The organism is Romboutsia sp. MSSM.1001216sp_RTP31141st1_G3_RTP31141_220114 (genome assembly GCF_039031195.1).
In the GTDB taxonomy this organism is placed as follows: domain Bacteria; phylum Bacillota; class Clostridia; order Peptostreptococcales; family Peptostreptococcaceae; genus Romboutsia_C; species Romboutsia_C hominis.
The window spans coordinates 23,507-41,008 of record NZ_JBCIUO010000009.1 but is presented as its reverse complement, the minus strand read 5'-3'; the positions used below and the strand labels follow the sequence as shown (position 1 = coordinate 41,008).

16 protein-coding genes are annotated in these 17,502 nt (G+C 28.3%); all 16 read left to right on the top strand.

Features of this window, described 5'->3' with window-relative positions; translation table 11 throughout:
* The first annotated feature begins 225 nt into the window (after positions 1 to 225).
* Positions 226 to 1,839 carry a polysaccharide biosynthesis protein gene (locus tag ABCP60_RS12120; protein ID WP_166504667.1) on the top strand — a complete coding sequence of 538 codons (1,614 nt, stop codon included), beginning with the start codon at positions 226 to 228 and terminating at the stop codon, positions 1,837 to 1,839.
* A gap of 209 nt (positions 1,840 to 2,048) precedes the next feature.
* On the top strand, positions 2,049 to 3,503 hold the full coding sequence (gene mazG / locus ABCP60_RS12115) for a nucleoside triphosphate pyrophosphohydrolase (RefSeq protein ID WP_092921444.1): 1,455 nt from the start codon (positions 2,049 to 2,051) through the stop codon (positions 3,501 to 3,503).
* 71 nt (positions 3,504 to 3,574) lie between these two features.
* Positions 3,575 to 3,853, top strand: a complete 279-nt coding sequence (locus ABCP60_RS12110; RefSeq protein ID WP_092921443.1) for an HU family DNA-binding protein — start codon at positions 3,575 to 3,577, stop codon at positions 3,851 to 3,853.
* A gap of 88 nt (positions 3,854 to 3,941) precedes the next feature.
* On the top strand, positions 3,942 to 4,184 hold the full coding sequence (locus tag ABCP60_RS12105) for an RNA-binding S4 domain-containing protein (RefSeq protein WP_092921441.1): 243 nt from the start codon (positions 3,942 to 3,944) through the stop codon (positions 4,182 to 4,184).
* A 61-nt stretch (positions 4,185 to 4,245) separates the two neighbouring features.
* Positions 4,246 to 4,500: a YabP/YqfC family sporulation protein gene (locus ABCP60_RS12100; protein WP_092921439.1), complete on the top strand. Its 255-nt coding sequence runs from the start codon at positions 4,246 to 4,248 to the stop codon at positions 4,498 to 4,500.
* On the top strand, positions 4,501 to 4,995 hold the full coding sequence (gene yabQ, locus ABCP60_RS12095) for a spore cortex biosynthesis protein YabQ (RefSeq protein ID WP_092921437.1): 495 nt from the start codon (positions 4,501 to 4,503) through the stop codon (positions 4,993 to 4,995).
* 6 nt (positions 4,996 to 5,001) lie between these two features.
* Positions 5,002 to 5,286, top strand: a complete 285-nt coding sequence (locus tag ABCP60_RS12090; RefSeq protein ID WP_343101820.1) for a septum formation initiator family protein — start codon at positions 5,002 to 5,004, stop codon at positions 5,284 to 5,286.
* A 129-nt stretch (positions 5,287 to 5,415) separates the two neighbouring features.
* Positions 5,416 to 6,336: a Ppx/GppA phosphatase family protein gene (locus tag ABCP60_RS12085; RefSeq protein WP_166504669.1), complete on the top strand. Its 921-nt coding sequence runs from the start codon at positions 5,416 to 5,418 to the stop codon at positions 6,334 to 6,336.
* An 89-nt stretch (positions 6,337 to 6,425) separates the two neighbouring features.
* Positions 6,426 to 8,795 carry a stage II sporulation protein E gene (spoIIE, locus tag ABCP60_RS12080; protein ID WP_166504670.1) on the top strand — a complete coding sequence of 790 codons (2,370 nt, stop codon included), beginning with the start codon at positions 6,426 to 6,428 and terminating at the stop codon, positions 8,793 to 8,795.
* Positions 8,796 to 9,234: 439 nt separating this feature from the next.
* Entirely contained in the window at positions 9,235 to 11,130 is a 1,896-nt protein-coding gene (gene pepF, locus ABCP60_RS12075) for an oligoendopeptidase F (protein ID WP_166504671.1), read from the top strand.
* A gap of 706 nt (positions 11,131 to 11,836) precedes the next feature.
* A complete protein-coding gene (glpX, locus tag ABCP60_RS12070) occupies positions 11,837 to 12,838 on the top strand; it encodes a class II fructose-bisphosphatase (RefSeq protein WP_092921429.1) in 1,002 nt (333 codons plus the stop codon).
* A gap of 260 nt (positions 12,839 to 13,098) precedes the next feature.
* The gene (gene rho, locus ABCP60_RS12065; RefSeq protein WP_092921427.1) at positions 13,099 to 14,604 is read left to right on the top strand and encodes a transcription termination factor Rho; all 1,506 of its coding nucleotides are present in this window, start codon (positions 13,099 to 13,101) and stop codon (positions 14,602 to 14,604) included.
* A 116-nt stretch (positions 14,605 to 14,720) separates the two neighbouring features.
* The gene (rpmE, locus tag ABCP60_RS12060; protein ID WP_092727659.1) at positions 14,721 to 14,921 is read left to right on the top strand and encodes a 50S ribosomal protein L31; all 201 of its coding nucleotides are present in this window, start codon (positions 14,721 to 14,723) and stop codon (positions 14,919 to 14,921) included.
* 72 nt (positions 14,922 to 14,993) lie between these two features.
* Positions 14,994 to 15,578 carry a thymidine kinase gene (locus ABCP60_RS12055; RefSeq protein ID WP_092921425.1) on the top strand — a complete coding sequence of 195 codons (585 nt, stop codon included), beginning with the start codon at positions 14,994 to 14,996 and terminating at the stop codon, positions 15,576 to 15,578.
* A 139-nt stretch (positions 15,579 to 15,717) separates the two neighbouring features.
* On the top strand, positions 15,718 to 16,617 hold the full coding sequence (locus tag ABCP60_RS12050; RefSeq protein WP_092921423.1) for a DUF1385 domain-containing protein: 900 nt from the start codon (positions 15,718 to 15,720) through the stop codon (positions 16,615 to 16,617).
* A gap of 10 nt (positions 16,618 to 16,627) precedes the next feature.
* Positions 16,628 to 17,476 carry a peptide chain release factor N(5)-glutamine methyltransferase gene (prmC, locus tag ABCP60_RS12045; protein WP_343101819.1) on the top strand — a complete coding sequence of 283 codons (849 nt, stop codon included), beginning with the start codon at positions 16,628 to 16,630 and terminating at the stop codon, positions 17,474 to 17,476.
* Positions 17,477 to 17,502: the final 26 nt, after the last annotated feature.

The following is a 17,502-nucleotide window of genomic DNA, read 5'->3' as shown; positions in this document are numbered from 1 at the left end:
CTTTTTTATAGGGAATATTAAATTAAATTTTTAAAATGTTGAAAAACTGTAAGTATAAGTAATATCAATTGATTTACATATATAAAAAAGTGATTTAGATTAAGATACAAAGTCGTTTGGTTCATCAATAAAGCTAATTATTTAAAGTTATAGTAATATATTGAACATACTATTGAATATATGATATATTAAAGTTTGTTATACAAAAAATATGGAGGTCGTGTTATGAGTAATAACAAGAACAAAGACTCGTTCTTAAAAGGTGCCCTTATACTTGGATTAGCAGGTATAATTGTAAAGATAATGGGGGCATTCTTCAGAATACCTCTTGGAAACCTAATTGGGGCAGAGGGGATGGGATATTATCAAGCTGCATATCCTGTTTACACTTTATTTTTAACACTAGCAACAGCAGGATTTCCAACTGCACTTGCAAAGTTAGTATCAGAAAAGAACGCAATTGGAGACCATAAGGGTGCTCATAAAATATTTAAAGTGTCATATACAGTTTTATTTATAACTGGTTTAGTGGCATTCTGTATATTCTTCTTTGGAGCAGATTACATAGTAAATGACATAATGGAAAATCCAGGTGCATACTACGCTATGATGGCTATATCACCAGCGCTTTTATTCGTACCAATGATGTCATCTTATAGAGGATATTTCCAAGGTAAAAGAGAAATGACAAAGATAGCTATATCTCAAATCCTTGAGCAGTTCTTCAGAGTTATATTAGGGTTAGGATTAGCTTACTATCTAATGAATAATTATGGTCCAAAACTAGGAGCTGCAGGGGCTATAATGGGGGCTACAATAGGTGCAGTAGCATCTATAGGTTATTTAATACTAGTTTATTTAGGACAAAGAAAACAACGTAAATATGAGAATGAAGCTAGTGCTCATTTCAAAGACGAATCAGTGTCTAGGATAATGAAAAATCTTCTAGTAGTAGCTATACCTATAACAATAGGTGCATCTGTTATGCCTTTAGTAAATATGATAGATAATGTAATAGTTATTAGAAGACTTACAGAAGCAGGATATACTCCTGGTCAAGCATTAGCGTTATTTGGGCAATTAACAGGATTAGCTATGTCTATAATCAACTTACCATCAGTTGTTACAATATCTATGAGTATGAGTTTAGTTCCATCTATATCAGAATCATATGCTGTTAACAACAAAATTAAGGCAAGAAAAGATACAAAGACAGCTATAAAAGTAACTTTACTAATAGTTTTACCAGCAGCATTTGGTATTGCATCATTAGCAGGTCCAATAATGCATTTATTATATCCTAAAGAGCCAGCATACGTAGGAACTATATTATTAGTACTTACACCATGTATAATATTCTTAGGATTAATACAAACAATGAATGGTATACTTCAAGGTATGGGTAAACCAATGGTACCTGTAATAGCTTTATTAATAGGTATGCTATTTAAGGTAGTAATAAGTTATACATTAACAGGTATATATGAAATAAATGTATTAGGTTCAGCTCTAGGTACAGTTACTGCATATCTAGTAGCAGCGCTAATCGAAATCATTTACATAAGAAAAGTGATGAAAGTAAAATTCTCACCAAGTGAATTTATTATAAAACCACTAATAACAGTTATAAGTATGTTTATAGTTGTTAAGTTAAGTTATGGATTCTTATTTGGAATATTAGGTAATACATTATCTACTGTAATCTCAATATGTATAGGTGCTGTCATCTATGGATTAGTACTTATATTTATAGGTGGAATTAAGAAAGAAGAATTATTGACTATTCCAAAAGGTGATAAACTTTATAGAATACTTAAAAAATTTAATCTTATGAAATAGAAAAACACTACTATAGAACATCATATGTTAAAATAATTATAGTTGTTGTTAAATATAGTCAAAAAATTATGCCTAATACTAATAAGAATTAGGCATAATTTCCTTAAAATTAAATAAAAAGGCAGATTCATGAACATAATATTTATGAATTAGATAGTACATATTTATAAGATAACTAACAATTGAAATAAATTAAGAGGAGTGGTATTATGGGTAAGATAAGTATTGTAGGACTTGGCCCTGGAGATTATTCTTTAATTAGTCAGGGAGCATTAGAAGCCTTACAGTCAGCTCAAAAGATATTCTTACGAACAGAGAAACATCCAACAGTGGACAAGCTAAAAGAATCTATAAAATATACTTCTCTAGATTATTTTTATGAAAAAGAAGAAAACTTTGAAGACGTATATACAAAGATTTCAGAATTTATAATAGAAACATCTAAAGAAGGGGACTTAGTATATGCTGTCCCAGGGCATCCAAGAGTTGCAGAAAAGTCTGTAGGTATAATAGAATCTATGGCAAGAGAAAAGGGCATAGAAGTAGAAACAATTGCATCTATGAGTTTTGTAGACGCTATGTTTAATTACTTAGCAGTTGACCCTGCAGATGGATTTAAGTTGATAGATGCATTTGAGATACAAAATTCCTATATAGATACAAATACTGCAATGATAATAACTCAAATATATGATAGCTTTATAGCTTCAAATATTAAGTTACAATTAATGGAGTATTATGATTATGATCAAGAAGTATGTATAGTAAGTGGTGCAGGTGTCAAAAATCTAGAAAGTAAGAAATATGTACCTTTATTCGAGCTAGATAGAATGGAAAATAAATTCGATTATTTAACGAGTTTATATATACCAAAAAGCTCTAAAAAAGTGTATAATACAGTAAATGACTTATATCAAATAATGGAAACTTTAAGAGGTCCAGGTGGTTGTGACTGGGATAAAAAGCAGACTCATGAATCATTAAAAAAATATGTCATAGAAGAAGCGTACGAGCTTTGTCAAGCTATAGATAACGATGATATAGATGAAATGATAGAAGAGCTAGGAGATATCCTTTTACAAGTTATATTCCACTGTCAAATAGGACAAGAAGAAGGATTATTTGATTTAAAAGAAGTTGTAGCTGGTATATGCGAAAAACTTATACATAGACATCCTCATGTTTTCAAAAATGAAGATATTGATATGAATACATTTGATAAAACATGGGAAGAGTTAAAAAAAGAAGAAAAAGGTGAAGACACCGTAACAGAAGGATTAAAAAGAATACCTAAATATTTACCTGCTCTTACAAAGGCTGAAAAAATACAATATAAAGCAGCTTTAGTAGGATTCGACTGGGATAATATTGATGATGTATTAAAAAAAGTTGAGGAAGAATATAAAGAATTACTTGACGAACACAAACAAGGAAATATAAAATACATAAAGGAAGAACTAGGAGATTTATTATTCTCAATAGTAAATTTATCCAGATTTTTAGGTATAAATCCAGAAGAAGCATTAAACCTTACAAGTCAAAAATTTATAAATAGATTTGAATTTGTTGAGGAAGGCTCAAGAAAATTAAACAAAAAATTAGAAGATATGAGCCTTGAAGAAATGGACAACCTTTGGAATGAAGCAAAAGCTAATAAGTTATAATTTTTAGCTAAAAACTAGAATTTAAAAATAAGAATTCTATTATTATATAAATTTTTTAGGAGGTAAGTATCGTGAATAAAGCTGAATTAGTTGCAAAAATGGCAGAAAAGAGTGAATTAACTAAGAAGGAAGCAGAAGCAGCATTAAACGCTTTTATGAAATCAGTAGAAGAAGCATTAGTAGGTGGAGAAAAAGTTCAATTAGTAGGATTTGGAACATTCGAAACTAGAGAGAGAGCTGCTAGACAAGGAAGAAACCCAAGAAACCCAGAAGAAGTTATAGAAATACCAGCTTCTAAAGCTCCAGTATTCAAGGCTGGAAAAGGTCTTAAAGATATAATAAATGGATAATTATTAAATTAAAAAGTGTGGAATTTTATACCACACTTTTTCTATATACTAATATAAATATAATTTTTTAAGGAAGTGAACTTAGATAATGAGATTAGATAAATTTTTAAAAGTGTCTAGAATAATAAAGAGAAGAACAGTAGCTAAAGAGGCTTGTGATAAGGGGATAGTTACTATAAATGGGAAAGTTGCAAAATCTTCATCAGAAGTAAATGTAGGGGATTTATTAGAAATAACTTTTGGAGAAAAAGTTATGAAGGTAAAGATAAATGAAATAAGAGAGCATGTATTAAAAAATGATGCAAAAGAAATGTATGAAATAGTAGAATAAAAATAGGATATCCTCAGTATATTTATAGTAGTATTAATTGAAAATTTACTGGGGGGGTACTATGGAACATAATATAACCTTAAAGGATAGGAGCAATTTAATTGTTTCTGGTGTAGAGCACATCTACTCCTTTAGCGATAAAAAGGTAGAAGTTAAAACAAGCGCAGGTGAAATGGTAATAGAAGGTGAAAACTTAGATATGAGTAAGCTGAGCATAGACGAGAAAGTTATAAATGTAGATGGAACCATAAATGCTATAATTTACTCCAAGGAAAGAAAAACACAAGAAAGCTTTTTTAAGAAGGTGTTTAAGTAGATGACTCCGTTTACTCAAGATGCTAGTTATTTTTTTGCAACTATTTACGGTGGGATAGTTGTAGGCGTATTATTTGATATTTATAGAGTTATAAAATCAAATTTTAAATTTATAAAATACTGCTCTTTAGTTTTTGATGCATTATTTTGGATTTTAACTACAATAACAGTTTTTATAACCGTAAATGCAATAGAATCTTTTGAACTGAGATATTATCATTTTTTAGCCTTATTTATTGGTTTTATTTTATATTACAACACCATAAGCAAATTTGTTTTAGCAATAATGAATAAAGTATTATATATTTTAACAGCATTAATCAAAAATACCACAAAGTACATAGTCAGTATTTTGAAGAATTTGTATTACGTTATGATATACACACTACACTTTTTATTTGATATGATATTTTATATACCTAATATGATTGTACTTATAAATAGGGGAGTAAAGAGAAAAACATTAGGTAAGATAAAAATAAGAAAAAAGGTGTAGGTTAATATGAACTTAAGAAAAAAATTTTCGAGCCAGTTTATAGTATTAACATTATTTTTAGGTGTCATAATAGTAGGCATGATGAGTGGATTTATATTTCAACTAAAAAAGTATAAGGAATATAAAGAAGAAATTTATAGTCTCAATGAGCAAATAAAAGAGACTAGGCTAGAAATAAAAGAGGCTGAAAAAGCAAAGAGTAATAAGGACTTAGAGACTATGGCTAGAGAACGCTTAAATATGGTTAAGCCAGGGGAAATCATATATATTGATATAAAAGAAGGTAACTAAGTTACCTTCTTTTTAGATGATAAATATTTAAGGTATGTGAATACATGTAAATATGAGATAATTAACATATATAGTTAAAAAATTAGTTGTACCTTATTATTGAACAAAAAAGACAAAGGAGATATACCAATGAAGATAGGAGCAATTGATATTGGAACAAACTCAATGAGACTTTTAGTGGCTGATTATATAAATGGCAAGATAGAAAATAGAAAAAAATTTATAAATACTACACGAATAGGACAAGGTGTAGATAAAGAAGGATATATAAATAAAGAAGCGATAGATAGAAATATAAAAGCACTAGAAACATTCTCTGATATATGTAAAGAAGAAGGTTGTGAAAAAATATATGCAATGGGAACTTCTGCATTAAGAGACAGCAAGAATAAAAATGAATTTATAGACTTAGCCAAAGAAAAAACAGGCATAGATATAGAAATAATAAGTGGCGTAGAAGAGTCAAATTTAGGATTTAAGGGTGTGTTAGAAGGTCTAAATGAAAAAGATAATATATTAGTAATAGATATTGGTGGAGGATCAACAGAGTTTATAATTGGAAACCGAAAAGGAATAAGTTTTGCTAAAAGTGAAAATGTAGGAGCCTTAAGGATGACAGAAAAATTTTTAAAAAAAGATCCAATAGATAACAAAGAATTTGAAGATATGGAAGTTTTCATAGAAAATACATTAAAAGATACATTAGAGTATATAAAAAGTTGCAATATAAGTTATCTTGTAGGCATAGGCGGAACTATAACATCTTTATCAGCAATTAACCAGGAATTAGAAGTCTATTCTATGGAAAAAATACACAATAGTGAAATATGCAAAAAAGATATAGATATAGTTCTACAAAGTTTAAAGAATATGACACTAAATGATAAAAAAAGATTAAAAGGATTACAGCCTAAAAGAGCAGATATTATAACTGCTGGTGTAAAAATACTAGATAAAATAATGGAAAAACTAGAAAGTCAAAAAATAATTGTAAGTGAATACGATAATTTGGAAGGATTAATCTGTCAAAAATCAAAAAATATGTCTTAATGTTTTTATTATAGAGAACTCATTATGACAAAAACATTACCCCCCTCTTTGTTACAATCTCATTATAAACAAAAGAGGGGGATTTTTTTATGGAGAAGAGTTCAGTAAAATTAAAAGATAAAACTATTAAAATTAATTATAGAAAATTTAATAGATATATGGAATTAAACACAATTGTATTTATATTAATGGCATTTTTGCTAAGTAGGACTATTTTGATGGATACTATAGCACCTCTGGGATTAGCATTTTTCATATATGTATCTAAGATAGAAAAATATAGACTTCCTGCTTTTATGGCAACGTTGTTGGGAATAATTTTATCCGGAAACACTATGCCTTATATTTTGAAGTATATCCTATGCTTAATTATATATATGTCAATAAACAAGAAAATTAAAGGTGTTAATTCAACCTGGAAGATAGCTCTTTTGGGAACTTTTATTATATTACCTATATCTATTGGACAAGCTCTTTTATCTAATAGATATGTATATGATATTTTTATAGCAATTATGGAATCATCTATAGTATTTATCGGAATATATATATTTTCTTATGGTATTGATTTGCTGAGTAATTCTAATAAGAAAATAACTATGAATGTAGAAGAAATTATATCTTTAAGTATAATAGTTACTTTAAGTATTATGGGAATAGGAGATATGTATATCTTAGGGGTGTCTTTAAAAACAGTCTTGTCTACAATACTTATTCTTATGGCATCTATTATTGGAGGTGCAGCTATGGGAGCTACTTCTGGGGTTATAGTTGGAATAGCATTTATGATAAGTGATATAACTAGTGCTATATATATGGGAGTGTTCTCTGTATCGGGACTAATAAGTGGGGCTTTTAACAAATTAAACAAATATATTTGTATAATAGGGTATATATTATCTTGGTTTATGATATATGGCTATAGTCTAGGTGTTGGATTGGATATTCAACAAATGAGGGATATGTTAATAGGGTGCTTAATAGTATTATTATTACCAAAGAAAGCTTTTGATAGAATAGAAAATAGGATAAGAGTTAATGTGAACTCTAATGAAGTAGTTAATGACTATATAGATAGAATGAAAAGCTTAACTAATAATAGACTATTGAATATGAGCAAAGCTTATGATAGTATAGCAGATACTTTTGATAAGATTAGAGAAAAAGAAAAAGTTGTAGATCAAAAGGATATAGCAAGTATAATAGATATGATTTATATTGATCAGTGTAAAAACTGTGGAATGAAAAGAAGATGCTGGGACTTAAAATTTAATTATACATATACTCTTATGAATGAGATATTACAAAGCATAGAGGAAGAAGGAGAGCTTAAAATAGACAGCGTACCAGAAGATTTTGTAAAAGAGTGTATAACTCCAGAGGGAGTAATTAAAACAATAAATAATTATTATAAATTATTTTTAGTAGATTATAACTGGACAGTAAGATTTTCAGAAAGTAGAAAATTAATAGCAAACCAAATAAGAAGTATATCAAAATCTATGAAGTCTATATCCTATGATTTAGAAAATAATATTGTGCTAGACTTAGAGAAAGAAAATGATTTAAAAGATGAATTAGAAAGAAACTGCATTTCAGTAAACAAGATAAATTATATAACAAAGAGTGATGATGACTTTGAAATAGTAATAAATAAAGATAACTGCATAGATGGATGTCTATGCGATAAAAAGCTAACAAATATTATATCTGATTATATGGGAACTAGTGTATCTGCTCAAAAGGTTGGATGTAGATCTTTAGGTCAAGAATGTAAAATAACTTTTAGTAGAAGTCAAAAATATAAAGCTATAACTGAAGTGATATCAATGTCAAAAGATGGACATATATTGTGTGGGGATAATTATACACATATGGAGATAAGAGATAGTAAATATATGATGGCCATAAGCGATGGAATGGGTAAAGGTCGAAAAGCATATGAAGAATCATCTATAACTATAGATATATTAGAAAAAATGATGGATGCGAAAATTGAAGATGAAATAGTTATCAACACAATTAATAACATGTTATTATTAAAATCGTCAGATGAGATGTTCTCTACATTAGATTTAGGAATAGTTGATTTAAAAAGAGGAATACTAGAAACTATAAAGATGGGGGCATGCCCTACATATATAATGAGAGATAATAAAGATATAGATTTAATATCCTCATCATCATTACCAGTGGGGATTTTATGTGATATAAACTTAGATAGAAAGACAACAAAGGTTAAAGATGGTGATTATATAATTATGGTATCTGATGGAATATTAGATGCTGGTAAGAATAACAATATGGGTGATAACTGGTTAATATACTTCATAAAAGATATGCAAACTACCAATCCAAAAGAGATAGCTAATTTAATACTAGACAAATCTCTTGAAATGCAAGGTGAAACTATAGAGGATGATATGACAGTATTAGTTACTAAGATATATAAAAATTAACTTATCAACATATTGTTAATAATATGTTATTAAAATGTGGATAAGTTTAGAGTTGAGTAATATTAGCCTATATATATTGAAAACACAAAGTTCGACAAAGTAAAACAATAAATAAAAAAATATTTTTTTGATGCAATGAAATTGTATACAAATAAACTAAAAGTATTTATTAACAATATAAGTGAATAACCTACAAAAACTTGTTGATAAGTATTAAATAATTGTTAATAAGTATGTTAAAAGTCAAAATTAAAAAAATTCCAATAGAATAAGAATATTGGAAAAACTAAATATTTGTCGTAATATAGATTGTTAATATGTTGATAAGTATGTGGATAAAGTGTTTATGTATAAATATTTAAAATGGTAATAGTTGAATAATAAGGAACAAAAAAGCCATCCTATAAGTAAGTAGATTTTATTGAAAGGATGGCTTTTTATGAGCAATAAAATATATTATAAAGCAATTATGATTTTGTCTATATCTGTTTTTTGTATAGGAGCTATGCCAGAAATATCTTATGGTAATGATTTTTTGCATAATAAAAGTATTATAGCAATAGACAATCAAGAAGAGACTAAACAAGAAAATAAGAAACATATTGACTATAATAAGATGTGTTGGAATCTACAAGCATTATATAAAAATGATGCTGAATGGGAAAAAGATTTAAAAAAATTTACAAAAGATATAAAGGAATTAAAAAATTATACAGGTAAAATTACCAAGTCTAAGACTCATTTGGATTTTGCACTAGAAATAAAAGAAAGATTAGATATAAAATTAAATAAGCTTGGAGGATATGTAAAATTAAAAAAGGATATAAGTAAAAATTCGTATAAATACTTAGCAATGGATGAAAAATTAGATAATGTATATAGAGACTATAGAATGGTATGTTCAGGTTTAGAATTAGAGGTTCTGAAATTATCAGATAAAGAATTTAAAGAAATCTCATCTAGTAAGAAAATAAAAAGTAAATATAATAGATATTTGTCAAGCATAAGAAGTTCTAAAGATTATTATCTAGATCAAACTTCAGAAAACATACTTGCAGATGTATCGAAAATAACATCATTACCAGGATATATATATGAACTCTTTAGAAATATGGATAAAAAAACAAATTTAAATCCATCTGAGTATAGTCAAGCTTTAGAATCTTTTGATAGAAATGAAAGAAAATCAGCTTACCAAAATGAATTTGTATCTTATAATGACAATATAAATACTTTAGCAGGGCTATTAGTAGGACAAGTAAATAAGAATATATTTTATTCCACTCAAAGAGGATATGAGTCTTCTTTAGATATGTACTTAAAAAGTGATGGGGTAAACACCAAAGTATATGATAGATTAATCGAAACTGTGAGTGATAATACATCTAGCTTGCATAAATATATATCCTTAAGAAAAAAGGCTCTTAATTTAGATAAAGTATATTATTATGATATGTTTGTTCCGATAGTAGATAGTGTTGATAATAGTATAGGATATGAAAAAGCACAAGGAATTATATATTCAGCATTAGCACCTTTAGGTAAAGAATATAGTGATATAGTATATAAAGCTTTTAATGAAAGATGGATTGATGTATATTCGAAAGATGAAAAAGTAAGTGGTGCATATTGTTTATCTGTTTATGATGCTCATCCATATATATTATTAAATTATGGAAGCAATTTAAGTTCAGTATCTACATTAGCTCATGAACTTGGGCATGGAGTATACTCTTATATGAGTGCCAAAAATCAAAATTATTATAATTCAAATCCATCTATATTCACTCATGAGGTAGCATCAACAACTAATGAAGCTTTATTGTATGAAGTGTTAATAAAGAATGCTACAAATGATAAAGAAAAGGCATATTATATAACTCAATACTTAGACTTAATAAAAGATACAGTATTTATTCAGACTATGTATGCTGAGTTTGAAAAAATTATACATGAGATGATGGAAAATGGAGAAGTTTTAAATACACTAGTATTAGATGATACTTGGGGAAAATTACTTCAAAAATATTATGGTAAAGATTATGAATTAGATCAATTAGCAAAAGTAGGATGGTCTAGAATACCGCACTTCTATAATAGTTTTTATGTATATAAGTATGCTACAGGATGTAGTGCAGGTGTTGCATTTGCACAAGATATCTTAAAAAATGGTTCAGATAATTATATTAGTTTTCTAAAAAAAGGAAGTTCAGATTCCCCTACAAATCTTCTGAAAAAAGCAGGAGTAGATTTAACGAGTACACAACCTATAGAAAATACAATAAATAAATTTGATGAATTAGTTAAAGAGTTAGAAACGATTATAGTTAAATAATATAGGTTATTAGTAATATAACTATATAAAAAGTCCTATTTTTGCTAAGTAGGACTTTTTATATAGGATTGATTATTAATGGAAGGAAAGTCATATATAAGAATATAAAATGATTTTTTAAGCTATCAAAAGCATATTTAATATGATTAATACAATATGGATATAATTGAAGCAAAAAAGTAATTTTAAAAGATACTTATAAATATGGTATAATAGCAGCTAAGTATATAGAAGAGAGATTTTAAAAAATAATTTGTGGAGTACATTAACTCAATTATAGAGAGTATAATAAATAATTTATTTGAGGTGGAATAAATGGCAAAAAATCAAAAGAAAAAAAATAAAATTATAGCAATATCAGTAGTAGTAGTACTTGTTGCTACTAGCATGACGACACTATTTGGATTATTAGCAGCTATGATGTAAGAAACTAACCCTTTGGTTAGTTTTTTATTTTAAAGAAATTAAATTAGGTTCTATATAAAATATTAATTTATAAGATTTGTATTAGACATTAAAAAAATATATCTTTATATTAATTTATCATCTAATAAATTAAGTAAAATTTATTTAAAATATAACATACTAGTATGTGTAGGGTTATTATAATACACTAAATAATAAAAAGTGATACACATGTTTACTAATTAACAAATATAATATATAATTTTTCTTAGTAAAACTAACTAAGGAGATGGAGTATATTATGGATAGAAATTTAGCGCTAGAACTTGTTAGGGTAACGGAATCAGCTGCATTAGTATCTTCTAAATTCATGGGTAAAGGAGATAAAAATGGAGCAGATGGAGCAGCAGTAGAGGCTATGAGGAGAGCTTTTGAATCAATAAAAATAGATGGTGAAGTTGTTATAGGTGAAGGTGAACTAGACGAAGCACCAATGCTTTATATTGGGGAAAAAGTTGGTATGAGAACGAAGGGGAGTATGGAAGTTGATATAGCAGTAGATCCACTAGATGGGACTACATTAATAGCTAAAGGACTTCCAAATGCTATATCAGTAATAGCCATGGGAGCTAAGGGAAGTTTATTAAATGCACCAGATACTTATATGAAAAAAATAATAGTAGGGCCAAAGGCAAAAGGAAGTATAGATTTAAATAAATCTCATGAAGAAAATATAAAAAATGTTGCTAAAGCTTTAGGTAAAAAAACAACTCAAATGACTATAATAGTTCAAGATAGAGAAAGACATAATGATATAATAGAAGCTGCAAGAAAACTAGGGGCTAGAATAAAAATGTTTGGAGATGGAGATGTAGCAGCTGCTATAGCTACTTGCTTCGAAGAAACAGGAATAGATATGCTTATGGGAATAGGTGGAGGACCAGAAGGTGTAATAACTGCTGCTGCCATAAAATGTATGGGAGGAGATATGGAAGGCCAAATATATCCTTTAAGTGAACAAGAGAGAGAAAGATGTCATGAAATGGGATTTTCTGATGAGGACTTACAAAAAGTTTTAACTATTGATGACTTAGCAAAAGGAGATGAATTATTCTTTGCTGCTACAGGAATTACAGAAGGTGATTTATTAAAGGGAGTAATACAAATAGGGAACAATAGGGCTAAGACACAATCTGTAGTTATGAGAGCAAAAACTGGGACTATAAGGTTTGTTGATGCAATACATAATTTAGATAAAAATGATATATTAGTAGATTTAATGAAAAAATATAATATGGAATAGAAGTATAATAAATATAGGTTTATTGTCTGAATAAGCCTATATTTTTTTATCGAGGAAATATAAATATACATAAATAGTTTAAAGTTTTTAAAAATAGTATAATATATAGTATATAGAATAATTATTATATATAGCTATGTTTGTATGTTGACCAGTATAGAAGATAAGTGATATTATAAAAATTAATTATAAGTAAATCTTTTCTTTTTCACACCTTTAAATCCCATAGATTAAATGGAAGATATAATAAAGAGATATAGATGAGGAGGATTCTTTTGAATATAGATAACATAAAAGTATCTGAATTAGACGATAAGACTCTACTTCAGTTAAAAGAGATAGCAAAAGAAATAGGCATAAAGTCTATAAGCAAGTATAAAAAGAATGAATTAATAGATATAATAAAAGAAAGTTTAGAAAAAGACAGTGTAGAGAAAGAACAGAAAGTTAAACAAATAGAAGTTAAAGAAGAGAGAAATAGTCAACAAAGAAACGAAGAAAATAGAAATAATCGTAATACAGAAAACAGAAATCATAGAAATAATACGGAAAATAATCATAGAAATCATATAGAAAATAACAATACTAGAAATAATAAAGGATACTATACTCAAAAGGTAGTAGATGAATCTAAAATAATAGATGAATTTAATACATCAAAAGATGATGAGGTAGTAGGAGTTCTTGAAATACTTCCAGATGGGTTTGGATTCTTAAGAGGGTCAAATTACCTATCTACAGAAGGAGATGTTTATGTATCGCCTTCTCAAATAAGAAGATTTAATATGAAAACTGGAGATAAGATAAAAGGAATAACTAGACACCCTAAAACAGGAGAAAAGTTCAGGGCTCTTTTATATGTTCAAAAAATAAATGACGAGAAGCCTGAAACAGCGATACAAAGAAAGGCCTTTGAATTATTAACTCCAATATACCCAGAAGAAAGACTTACATTAGAAAGACATCAACATGATATAGCTACCAGATTAATAGATTTAATATCTCCGATAGGAAAGGGTCAAAGAGGATTAATAGTTGCACCTCCTAAAGCAGGTAAGACAAGCTTATTAAAAAATGTAGCAAATAGTATAGCTAAAAATCATCCTAATGTAGAACTTATAGTACTTCTTATAGATGAAAGACCAGAAGAAGTTACTGATATGAGAGAATCTATTAATGGAGATGTTATATACTCAACATTTGACCAAGTATCTAGCCACCATGTTAAAGTCGCTGAAATGGTATTAAATAGAGCACAAAGACTAGTTGAACATGGAAAGGATGTAGTTATATTATTAGATAGTATAACTAGACTTGCGAGAGCTTATAATTTAACAATATCTCCAACAGGAAGAACTTTATCTGGAGGACTTGATCCAGGAGCATTACATGGGCCTAAGAAATTCTTTGGTGCAGCTAGAAATATAAGACAAGGTGGTTCGTTAACTATACTTGCGACTGCTTTAGTAGAAACAGGTTCTAGAATGGATGATGTAATATTTGAAGAATTCAAAGGAACTGGAAATATGGAGCTTAACTTAGACAGAAAGTTAGCTGAAAAGAGAATATTCCCAGCTGTAGATATATACAAGTCAGGAACAAGAAGAGAAGATCTATTACTTACAGAAGAAGAGAAGTCAGCTTTATATAAATTAAGAAGAGAAATGAGTAATAATTCTGTATTAGAGGTTACAGATAAAGTTATAGAATTATTAAAAAGAACAAAGAATAATGAAGAGTTTATCAAATCGATAAAAGGAATTTAATCTAAAGAAAAACTGCTTGTACCAATAAAAAACTTATGTTATAATGGTGTAGTTGATAATGCAAAACGAAAAAATTAATATAGTTAATTTATAAAATTTGAGAAGAGGTGAATATGATGCAAAAAGATATACAACCAAAATACGAAGCTGTAGAAGTACGTTGTGCTTGTGGGAACACTTTCAAAGCTGGTTCTGTTAAGGACGAGATAAAAATAGAAATATGTTCTGAGTGCCATCCTTTCTATACTGGAAAGCAAAAGAATATAGAAGCAGGTGGAAGAATAGACAAGTTCAAGAAGAGATTCAAAATGGACTAATCTTTACAAAAATGGAGTTGGGCAGCCAACTCCTATTTTAATGTAATCTAACAATCATAGGGGGTACGAAATATGTATAGACCTGTAAATCACGGGTATATAGAGGTTGTCATAGGACCTATGTACAGTGGTAAAAGTGAAGAGCTTATAAGAAGATTGAGAAGAGCTAAAATAGCAAAACAAAATGTAGTAGTATTTAAGCCTCAAATAGATAATAGATATAGTAAAGAGGATGTTGTTTCACATAATGGAGACAGTATAAATGCAATACCTATAAGTAATGCAAGAGAGATATATAATCATATAGATAATAAGACTCAGGTGGTAGGAATTGATGAAGTTCAGTTCTTTGATGAAGAAATAGTTGAAATAGCTATGAACTTAGCAGATAAAGGTATAAGAGTTATTGCTGCTGGTCTTGATATGGACTTTAAAGGAGAGCCTTTTGGACCAACACCAAAGTTATTAGCTGTTGCAGAATTTGTTGATAAGATACAAGCTATATGTTCAGTATGTGGACAGCCAGCTAATAGATCTCAAAGATTAATAAATGGAGAACCTGCAAGATATGATGACCCTATAATACAAGTAGGGGCTGTTGAAACTTATGAAGCTAGATGCAGAAAATGTCATGTGGTTTATAAAGATAAAAAATAATTGAAAGTAAAGGGAGTTTCTTAAAATGATGTTAATCACCAAGGAATGCTCCCTTTTATAATATAAAAAGTCTATTTTAATACATACTCTTATATTATAATAAAGAAATAAGTAAAGTATAAAATAAAGAGGTGAATTAATGAAGAAGCAATCTGTAGGTGGTCAGGCTGTAATCGAAGGGGTTATGATGCAGTCTAAAGAAAAAAGAGCCGTTGCAGTGAGGAAAAGCAATGGGGAGATTGTTGTAAAGAAAAATAGAGTAAAAAGTTGGATAAAAGATAAGAATATAGATAAAATACCATTTTTAAGAGGTTCATTTGTATTAATCGAGACAATGGTAGAAGGTATTAAAAGTTTAAACTTCTCATCAGAATTTTTTTTAGATGAAGAAGAAGAGGATGCTTTTGACAGGTTTTTCAAGAGTATATTTAAAGATAAAGCTAATGATGTGATGATAGGTTTGACTATGATAATATCTATTATTTTATCAATAGGATTATTTGTACTAATTCCTACTGTAGTAGGAGGTTTGTTTTCAAAATATATACAAAGCGATTTCGTATTAAACCTAATAGAAGGCTTTGCTAGAATAGCTATTTTATTTATATACATAGTAGGAATATCTAAGAGTAAAGATATAGAAAGGGTATTTCAATATCATGGTGCCGAGCATAAATCTATATACTGCTATGAAAGTGGAGAAGAGCTTACAGTAGAAAATGCTAGAAAATTTACTAGACTACACCCGAGGTGTGGGACTAACTTTTTATTTATAGTTATGTTTACGTCTATTATACTATTCTCTTTCTTTGGATGGCCTAATCCCATATTAAGAGTGGTTATGAGAATAATATGTATTCCTGTGGTTGCTGGAATATCTTATGAAATAATAAGATTTCTTGGGAAATATAATAATAGTCTTACTAAAATTGTCGCATATCCAGGAATGTTTTTACAAAACTTTACAACTAAAGAACCTGATGATGAGCAATTAGAAGTAGCACTAACAGCATTAAAAGCTGTAATAGAAGAAAAATAAAGGTGATAATATGACAATAAGAGACATACTTATAAAGTATATGGAGGAATTAAAAGAAATAAGTGACACTCCAAGATTAGACACGGAAATTATTTTACAAAAAGTACTTGGAGATGTGGATAGAATTTATATCCATTTAAACTTAAATAAAGAATTAACTAAAGAACAATATAAAATGTTTTTAAGTTTAATATCAGAAAGGATAAATGAAAGACCGATAGCTTATATAGTAGGTAATAGAGAATTTATGGGACTTGATTTCTTTGTAAAAGAAGGTGTTTTAATACCTAGACCTGATACAGAACCTTTAGTGGAAGAAATTATTGAACTTTGTAAGGATAAAGAAGTTAATATAGTGGATATAGGAACAGGTTCAGGGGCTATAACTGTAAGTCTAGCTAAGTATATAGAAAAATCTAAAGTTGTATCTTTAGATATATCGGATATACCTTTAGAAGTGGGAAAAATAAATGCAATAAACAATGGTGTAGATGATAAGGTCGTATTTAAGAAATCAGATTTATTTTCAGCTATTGAAAATATAGAAACTAAATTTGATGTTATAGTTTCAAATCCACCATATATACCTAAAAGGGACATAGAAACACTTCATACGCAAGTTAAAGATTATGAGCCATACAATGCCTTAGAAGGTGGAGAAGATGGACTTGATTTCTATAGAGATATAACCAAACAATCAGTAAGATATATTAAAGAAAATGGAATATTGGCATATGAAGTTGGGCATGATCAAGCAGAAGATGTAAAGCGAATTATGGAAGCTAATGGATACACAAATATATATACAAAGAAGGATATACAAGGTATTGATAGAGTTGTTATAGGCTATAAACTATGATATAATGAAAAATTGATATGTTACAA